The sequence below is a fragment of the Streptomyces sp. S6 genome (assembly GCF_054880855.1).
In genome coordinates this window covers 1-7,648 of sequence record NZ_JBTYMC010000312.1, presented here as the reverse complement: position 1 = coordinate 7,648, position 7,648 = coordinate 1, and the positions used below count along the sequence as shown (strand labels likewise).

Below are 7,648 nucleotides of genomic sequence, written 5' to 3'. Positions count from 1 at the left end.
GAGGACGGCGTCGGCGGCCTGCCGGGCGGGGCGGGAGCGGTGGGAGGCGCTCGGTGACCGGCTCGGCCGAGGCGACGTTCACCGCCTCGTACGTGCGGGTCTTCTCGTCGCCCGGAGTGTCCTCCGTGCTCAGTTCGGTCAGCTCGCGGAACAGGTCCGCGAGCGCGTCGGTACGGCGGGGCCTGAGAACCACGATGGGTTCCAGGACCTCACGCTCGAAGTTCTCGCCGCCGCCCTGCGGTGTCGGCACGCCGCTCTCCCCTCTCCTCGTGTCCCCCGGGAGAGATACGCACGCCCGAGCCCCGGGGTTCAGGCCGGGCTCGATATCCGATCTTTCACCCGGACGACGTACGATGGAGGCACGGGGGCCGAGGACGTCACCGGCTCCCCGACCGCGTCTTCGCTCGAAGGGTTCCCCGCTCCCGTGACCACCGCGACACTTCTCGACGGCAAGGCCGCCGCCGCCTCCATCAAGACCGAGCTGGCCCAGCGGGTGAGTGCGCTCAAGGAGCGTGGCATCACCCCCGGCCTCGGCACCGTCCTCGTCGGTGACGACCCGGGCAGCCGCTCCTACGTCGGCGGCAAGCACCGCGACTGCGCGCAGGTCGGCATCGCCTCCATCCGCGTCGAGCTGCCGGCCGACGCCTCCCAGGCGGACGTCGAGGCGGCCGTCCTGCGCCTCAACGAGGACCCGGCCTGCACCGGCTTCATCGTCCAGCTCCCGCTGCCCGCCCACATCGACACCCACGCGGTCCTCGAACTGATCGACCCCCGCAAGGACGCCGACGGCCTGCACCCCACCAACCTGGGCCGCCTGGTCCTCGGCATCCCGGGCCCCCTGCCGTGCACGCCGCGCGGCATCATCGACCTGCTGCGCCGCAACGATGTGGCCATCACCGGCCAGCAGTTCTGCGTGATCGGCTGCGGCATCACCGTCGGCCGCCCGCTGGGCCTGATGCTGACGCGCGCCACCGAGCACGCGACGGTCACGCTGTGCCACGAGGCCACGCAGGACGTCGCGGCGCACGCCCGGGTGGCCGACGTCGTGGTCGCCGCGGCGGGCGTCGCCCACCTCGTCACCCCGGACTGGATCAAGCCCGGCGCGACCGTCCTGTCCGTCGGCCTGACCCGCACGGTCGAGGGCATCCTCGGTGACGTCCACCCCGACGTCAGCGACGTCGCCGGTTCGTTCTCGCCGCCGGTCGGCGGGGTCGGCCCGATGACGCGCGCGATGCTCCTGACGAACGTGGTCGAGGCCGCCGAACGCCTGTAGCCCCGTAACGCACTCAGTTCCCTCCCCACCCACCGGTTCAGGGAACTGAGTGCCACCCCGTGCTACGTTCCGTGCCATGAGCAAGCCCTCCATGCGGGACGCGCTGGCCGCCGCGGCCTTCCGGCTCTTCCTGGAACGCGGGTACGAACAGACCACGGTGGACGACATCGTGGCGCTCGCCGGGGTCGGACGGCGGTCGTTCTTCCGCTACTTCCCCTCCAAGGAGGACGTGGTCTTCCCCGACCACGAGCGCTGCCTCAGCGACATGACCGCCTTCCTGGCCGAGGACGACGCCAGCCGGGATCCGGTCCGCCGGGTGTGCGACGCGGCGCGTCTGGTCCTGGGGATGTACGCCGAGAACCCGCCCTTCTCCGTGCAGCGCTACCGGCTCACCCGACGCGTACCGGGGCTGCGCGCCTACGAGTTGTCGGTGGTGTGGCGCTACGAACGCGCCCTCGCCGAGTACCTGCGCACCCGCTTCGCCGACCGCCCCGACGGCACCTTGCACGCGGACGTCATCGCCGCCGCCGTGGTGGCCGCGCACAACAACGCCCTGCGCTCCTGGCTGCGTTCGGACGGCACGGGCGACGCGGGCGCGATGGTCGACAGCGCGCTGGAGTACGTGCAGCGGACGTACGGCCCGGCCGCCACCCCGGTCCTGACCGCGTCCTCGCCGGGTGGCGGGATCCCGGAGGACGTCGTCGTGGTCGTCTCTCGACGGGGGGCGCCGCTGTGGCGGGTGGTGCAGGAGATCGAGACGACGCTGGGGCGTGGTTGAACAGGAGCAGTTGAACTAGGGGGCGGTGCACTAGTTTTAAGGGGTACCCAGTGCCTTTACCGCTGGCACTGAGTGCCATACGCTGGCCGGGTGCACGGTGGCACCCCAGCGCACCGTGCGTTTCGTCCGGGCGATCCGCAGGGAGTCGATCAGCGTGTACCACCACACGAACGCCACGCAGCGAGCGGCCGGCGGAGCCGCCGTGCTCGACCGGCGCACCGCCCCCACCGAGACGATCCTCTTCCAGCGCTGCGACTACTGCGGAACGGCGATGTTCCACCGCGTGCTGTGCCCGGTCTGCCGGGGCAGCGACCTGCGCACGGAGCGCAGCGAGGGCACCGGCACCGTCCGCCACACGACGATCGTGCACCGCAACACCCCGGCCGCGCGCAACGTGTCGATGGTCGAGCTGGCCGAGGGGTTCGTCGTACGCGGCCGGGTCATCGGGCCGCCGATCGGGATCCACAGCGGGGACCGGGTGCGGCTGACGACCGCTCATGACCCGGTGCGGGGCGAGCCGGTGTTCCAGCTGATCGACGAGCCGTACCGGTCCTGGAGCTGACGGCGGGCCGAAATGGCTCGATCTGTTCGGTCGTTGCCACAGACAGAGTTCCCACAGTCAACCCATAGCCAACGCCTCGCATCATCTGGGGCGTGCGAGGCGCCCGGTTCGGACGGGTTGCCCGCACTCCAAGTGCGAGGAGGGAACACCCTTGTCCCGTTCCCGGCGAATAGGTGTCACCGCTGTGGCCGCGCTCGCGGTCCTGGCGGGTTCACCGGGTCTGGCCCAGGCCACGGAGGCGACGTCGACGAGCCCGTCGACCGCGAACACGCTTCCGCCCGGCTGGCGCATTTCCGGCCATGATCTGCTGTGGCGCGCGCCGCAGTCCGTGCCCATGGGCGACGCCCGCGTGGAGTTCCACGCGAACGGCCGTCTCCTGGGCGTCCCGAAACCGGCCGCCGACGGCCGCACGTTCAAGCTCGCCCTCGACGACGCGGCCTCGGCGCGGCGGCTCTCCGGCCTCGACAGCCTCGAAGTCCAGGCCGGCGGACGCCGCCTGGACGCCGAGGAGTCCGGATCCCGCTCCCCCGTCACCGCCCCCGCCGCGGCGCCCGCGCTGCCGGCCAACCCGGTCGACCCCGGCAAGCCGGGCCCCTACCGCACGACACGCGGCGAGTACTCCCTCTCCTCCGTCAAACTCCCCGGCTTCAAGGTGCCCGTGGAGATGCGGGGCCTCGTGATCGCCCCCAAGGGCGCCACCGGCAAGCGCCCCGTCGCCCTGTTCCTGCACGGCCGGCACTCCACGTGCTACAAGCCCGGCACGGAGAACGACGTCACCGGCGAGTGGCCCTGCGCCAAGGGCTACCGGGAGATCCCCAGCCACCAGGGGTACGTGAAGGACCAGCAACTCCTCGCGTCCCAGGGCTATGTGACCGTCTCGATCTCCGCGAACGGCATCAACGGGCAGGACTGGGAGGCCGAGGACGCCGGTGCGCAGGCCCGCTCCTCGCTGGTGCGCCGCCACCTCGCCCGCTGGGCCGACTGGGCCGCGAAGCCGTCGTCCGCACCCGCCGTCGTCCGCGACGCGCCGAGGACCGATCTGTCGAAGGTGCTGCTCGTCGGGCACTCGCGCGGTGGTGAAGGCGTCAACCGGGCGGCGATGGACAGCCTGTACCCGCCGCCGGCCGCGCAGGACGGCGCTCCGGGCAAGGCGCGCTGGCACATCAGCGGGACCGTGCTGATCGGGCCGACGATCTTCGCCCAGAACCCGGTCGCCGACGTCCCCTCCGCGACGATCCTGCCCGGCTGCGACGGCGACGTCTCCGACCTCCAGGGCGAGGTCTTCGTCGACGGCACGCGCGGTGTCAGCAACGGCAAGGCGCTGCACAGCGCGGTGTACGTGGTCGGCGCGAACCACAACTTCTTCAACACGGAGTGGACGCCGGGCAAGGCGCAGGCCCCCGCCTGGGACGACTTCGTCGGCGACCCCGACCGCCCGGACGCGGTCTGCGCCCCCGGCAGGGCCACCCGGCTGACCGCCGACCAGCAGCACCAGACGGGCGCGGTGTACATCGCCGCCGCCGCGCGGCTGTTCGTCGCCGGCGACGACCGGGTCCGCCCGCTCCTCGACGGGACGCCCGTCCGCGCCGCCTCCGCCGGCAAGGCACAGGTGCTCACGCACGCCGTCGGCGCGAACCGGGGTGCCGGGTTCCTGCCGGACTCCCCGGTGACGGTGACCGGCGCGCGGCTGTGCGACGCGGTCAACTACACCGAGCCGAAGAAGGCGTGCGGTCTCGACCCGGCCAAGGGCATGTCCCCGCACTTCGCGCAGTGGGACTCCCCTCGGGAGGCCGGCCGCCGCGCGGTCGCCGTCTCCTGGAGCAAGCCGGGCACGGCCACGCGGATCAGCCCCGCGAAGCCACTGTCGCTGGCCGGTTCGCACTCCCTCGCGCTGCGGGTCTTCGTCCCGCCGAACAGCAGGGGCACCAAGCTCGACGTCACCCTCGTCGACTCCGCGAACCGCCGCGCGACGCTCGGGCAGGTCGCCGTGGACGGGCTGCCGGGCACCGCGAGCACGTCCTCCTACTGGGCGCGCGAGGTGCGGGTGCCGCTGAAGACGGCGAAGACCTTCGACCTCAAGCGGGTCAAGTCCCTGGAGATCACGCCGCGTTCGGCGTCCGGCAAGGCGTGGCTGGTGGACGCCTGGGGCTGGCGCCCCGGTACCCCGGCCGCTCAGGCCGCCGCGCTGCCGCGGGTCGACGTCGGACGGCTCACCGTCAAGGAGGGCGACTTTGGGGTGCGTACCTACCGGGTGCCGGTGACGGTGTCCGGGAAGGGCAGCGGGCAGGTCCGCTACTACGTCTTCGAGCGCGACTCCGGGAAGACCACCGACAAGCTGGTGACCGTCCGGCCGGGTGCGAACACCATCGACGTGCCGGTGAAGGTGGTCGGCGACACCCGGTTCGGGTACGACAAGCAGCAGGACATCGTCGTCAAGGCGGTGCACGGCGCGGTCGTCGGGAACCACCGGGGCGGGGTCACCGCGCTGAACGACGACCCGGAGCCGAAGGCGACGTGGACGCCGGTCGCGGACAAGGTGACCGAGGGCGGGACGCTGCTGTGGCGGGTCACGCTCGCCGAGACGGCCGACGTCGACCTCTACTACCCGATCAAGGTCGTGCCGGTGGCCTCGGGGGCCGAGCTGTCGACGAAGGACGTCGACCCGCGGTGGCTCTCCGAGCACACGGCGCAGTCCGCCGACCCGGAGCGGCCCTTGTCGCAGGCCGACCTCTGGGTGTGGCTCGTCGTCGAGGCGGGGAAGACCACCGCCGAGTTCGACGTGAAGACCGTCAAGGACGATGTCGCCGAGCCCGTCGAGTCGGTGCGGTTCGTGCGCACCGACCAGAACGGGACGGAGATTCCGGGTACCTCGCTGACGGGGACCGTGACGGACGCGTCGTGAGTCACCGCTGACGACTGAGGGGTACGAGCCGTGCGGGCTCGTACCCCTCTGCCGTGCCCGCGTTCACGTCAGCGTGATCCGGATGCCGGTCGTCCCGTCGAGCCCGCGCCGCAGCTTGCTGCCGAACAGGGTGAGCCGCCCGAGGATCCCGTACTTCTTCGCGATGAGCGTCCGGTAGCGGGCCGTGGTCGCGGCGTCGCAGATCTCCGCCGTGCCCGGCACCTGCTCGCCCGTCGGGTTGCCCCGGGCGTCGCAGGGGCCGACCATGACGTCCGCGCGGGCCCTGATCCGCTTGACCTTCCACGAGTCGGCCGCGGACCAGGCGCCCAGCGCGTCGCCGTCGCGCACCACCCACACCGGTGTCGGGACACCGGTCCCGTTCTTGCGGTAGCTGGTGATCAGCAGGTACTTGCCCGCGCCCAGCCGGTCGATCGGCGTGTCCTGTGTCATGTCCGCAGTCTAGGTACTCACCAGCGGGGCAGCCTCAGTTCGTACTCCGGCTGGAAGTTGCGGATGTAGCCGGTGTCGTCGCGGCCCGTCATCCCCGCGTCGAGGTAGCGGCGGTGCAGGCGCTCCAGGACGTCGTGGTCGAGGTCGACGCCGAGCCCGGGGCCGGTCGGGACCCTGATCTCGCCGTCCTCGATCGTCAGCGGGCCGCCCACGATGACCTCGTCGCCGCTGTTCCACGGGTAGTGGGTGTCGCAGGAGTGGTCGAGGTTCGGGATCGCGGCGGCGACGTGGGTCATCGCGGCGAGGCTGATGCCGAGGTGGGAGTTGGAGTGCATGGACAGCTTGACGCCGAACGCCTCGCAGACGGCGGCGAGTTCACGGGTGCGGCGCAGTCCGCCCCAGTAGTGGTGGTCCGTCAGGAGGACCTGGACGGCGTTCTGTTCGATCGCGGGCTTGAGGTGTTCCCAGGCGATCACGCACATGTTGGTGGCGAGCGGCATGGGCGCGGTCCTCGCGACCTCGGCCATCCCCTCGATGCCCCGGGTCGGGTCCTCCAGGTATTCGAGGACGCCGTCGAGCTGTTCGGCGACGTACCGCGAAGTCTCCACCGTCCAGGCGATGTTGGGGTCCAGGCGCAGCGGCTGCCCGGGGAACGCCTCGGCGAGGGCGCGCATCGCGGCGATCTCCTCGTCGGGCGGGAAGACGCCGCCCTTCAGCTTGAACGACTTGAAGCCGTACCGCTGTTGCATGAGGCGGGCCTGCTCGACGATCCCGGCGGGGTCGAGGGCGGCGCCCCAGTCGTCGGTGATGGCTGGGCGGCCGTCCAGCTCGGGGTGTTCGGCCCACTTGTAGAAGAGGTAGGCGGCGAACGGCACGGTGTCGCGGACCTTCCCGCCGAGGAGGTCGCTGACCGGGCGGCCCAGCAGCTTGCCCTGGGCGTCGAGGCAGGCGACCTCGACGGCGGAGTGCGTCCAGCCGCGCTCGTGGGAATCGGCCACGGTCGGCCGCAGCGCCCGGTCGACGGCGGCGCTGATCGCGGTCGCGTCGAAGACGTCCATGCCGATGACAGTCTTCGCGGCGATCTCAAGCCGTTCCAGGCGGGCGGCTCCGCCGGGGGACTCACCGAGGCCCACCGTCCCGTCCTCCAGGACGAGTTGGAGGATGATCCGCAGGGCGAGGGGTTCGTGGCAGCCGTTGGAGTTGAGAAGCGGCGGGTCGCTGAAGGCGATCGGGGTGACGATCAGTTCGCGAATACGGGTGGCGCTCATGCGGCGACGGTCTCCAGTCCGTGGTCGAGGAGGTGGGCGAGCCTGTCGGGGTGCTCGGGGGTGGGGGCGACGAAGGGGGTGCGGAACTCGTCGAGGAGGGTACCGGCGAGTGCGGTGTCCCCCTCGGCGATGCCCTGATGGGCGGGGGCGGTCGTCTCGGCGGTGGGCGGGCCGATGAAGAACTGGCACTCGGGCCGCTCGGCACGGATCCTGGGCACGATGCGGTGGAGGCTCTCCAGGTCGCCGAGGCCGTCCTTGAGGCCGGTCACCCGGGGCAGCGCGGCGAGCTCGGCGGCGGTGGCCTCCTCGGCGATGCCCTGATGGGCGGGGGCGGTCGTCTCGGCGGTGGGCGGGCCGATGAAGAACTGGCACTCGGGCCGCTCGGCACGGATCCTGGGCACGATGCGGTGGAGGC

6 protein-coding genes and 2 pseudogenes are annotated in these 7,648 nt (G+C 71.9%); 4 read left to right on the top strand and 4 right to left on the bottom strand.

Annotation, left to right across the window (positions count from 1 at the left end; all coding sequences use genetic code 11):
• Window positions 1–250, bottom strand: a pseudogene (locus ACVNF4_RS29495) (peptidoglycan-binding protein); the annotation flags it as partial.
• Between the two features lie 174 nt (window positions 251–424).
• Between ACVNF4_RS29495 and ACVNF4_RS29490 the strand changes: the two are divergent.
• From ACVNF4_RS29490 to ACVNF4_RS29475, 4 genes are all read left to right on the top strand, one after another.
• Window positions 425–1,273, top strand: a complete 849-nt coding sequence (locus ACVNF4_RS29490) for a bifunctional methylenetetrahydrofolate dehydrogenase/methenyltetrahydrofolate cyclohydrolase (protein WP_461805933.1) — start codon at window positions 425–427, stop codon at window positions 1,271–1,273.
• 91 nt (window positions 1,274–1,364) lie between these two features.
• A complete protein-coding gene (locus ACVNF4_RS29485; RefSeq protein ID WP_461805935.1) occupies window positions 1,365–2,051 on the top strand; it encodes a TetR family transcriptional regulator in 687 nt (228 codons plus the stop codon).
• A gap of 154 nt (window positions 2,052–2,205) precedes the next feature.
• Window positions 2,206–2,613, top strand: a complete 408-nt coding sequence (locus tag ACVNF4_RS29480; protein WP_461805934.1) for a Zn-ribbon domain-containing OB-fold protein — start codon at window positions 2,206–2,208, stop codon at window positions 2,611–2,613.
• Window positions 2,614–2,764: 151 nt separating this feature from the next.
• A complete protein-coding gene (locus ACVNF4_RS29475) occupies window positions 2,765–5,515 on the top strand; it encodes an alpha/beta hydrolase (protein WP_461805932.1) in 2,751 nt (916 codons plus the stop codon).
• Between the two features lie 63 nt (window positions 5,516–5,578).
• Here ACVNF4_RS29475 and ACVNF4_RS29470 read toward each other — a convergent pair whose 3' ends face one another.
• The 3 genes and pseudogenes from ACVNF4_RS29470 to ACVNF4_RS29460 all read right to left on the bottom strand — a co-directional run.
• Window positions 5,579–5,965, bottom strand: coding sequence for a PPOX class F420-dependent oxidoreductase (locus ACVNF4_RS29470; RefSeq protein ID WP_461805931.1), 387 nt, complete (start codon window positions 5,963–5,965; stop codon window positions 5,579–5,581).
• 17 nt (window positions 5,966–5,982) lie between these two features.
• Complete coding sequence (locus ACVNF4_RS29465; RefSeq protein WP_461805930.1) at window positions 5,983–7,233, bottom strand: glucarate dehydratase family protein; 1,251 nt, start codon at window positions 7,231–7,233, stop codon at window positions 5,983–5,985.
• Window positions 7,230–7,648 (bottom strand): annotated as a pseudogene (locus ACVNF4_RS29460) (hypothetical protein); the annotation flags it as partial. The gene ACVNF4_RS29465 and the pseudogene ACVNF4_RS29460, both read right to left, overlap by 4 nt.

Excerpts from the sequence above, each read along its gene's own strand:
- ACVNF4_RS29465 (WP_461805930.1), bottom strand. The coding sequence starts at position 7,233 with ATGAGCGCCACCCGTATTCGCGAACTGATCGTCACCCCGATCGCCTTC.
- ACVNF4_RS29485 (WP_461805935.1), top strand. The coding sequence starts at position 1,365 with ATGCGGGACGCGCTGGCCGCCGCGGCCTTCCGGCTCTTCCTGGAACGC.
- ACVNF4_RS29470 (WP_461805931.1), bottom strand. The coding sequence starts at position 5,965 with ATGACACAGGACACGCCGATCGACCGGCTGGGCGCGGGCAAGTACCTG.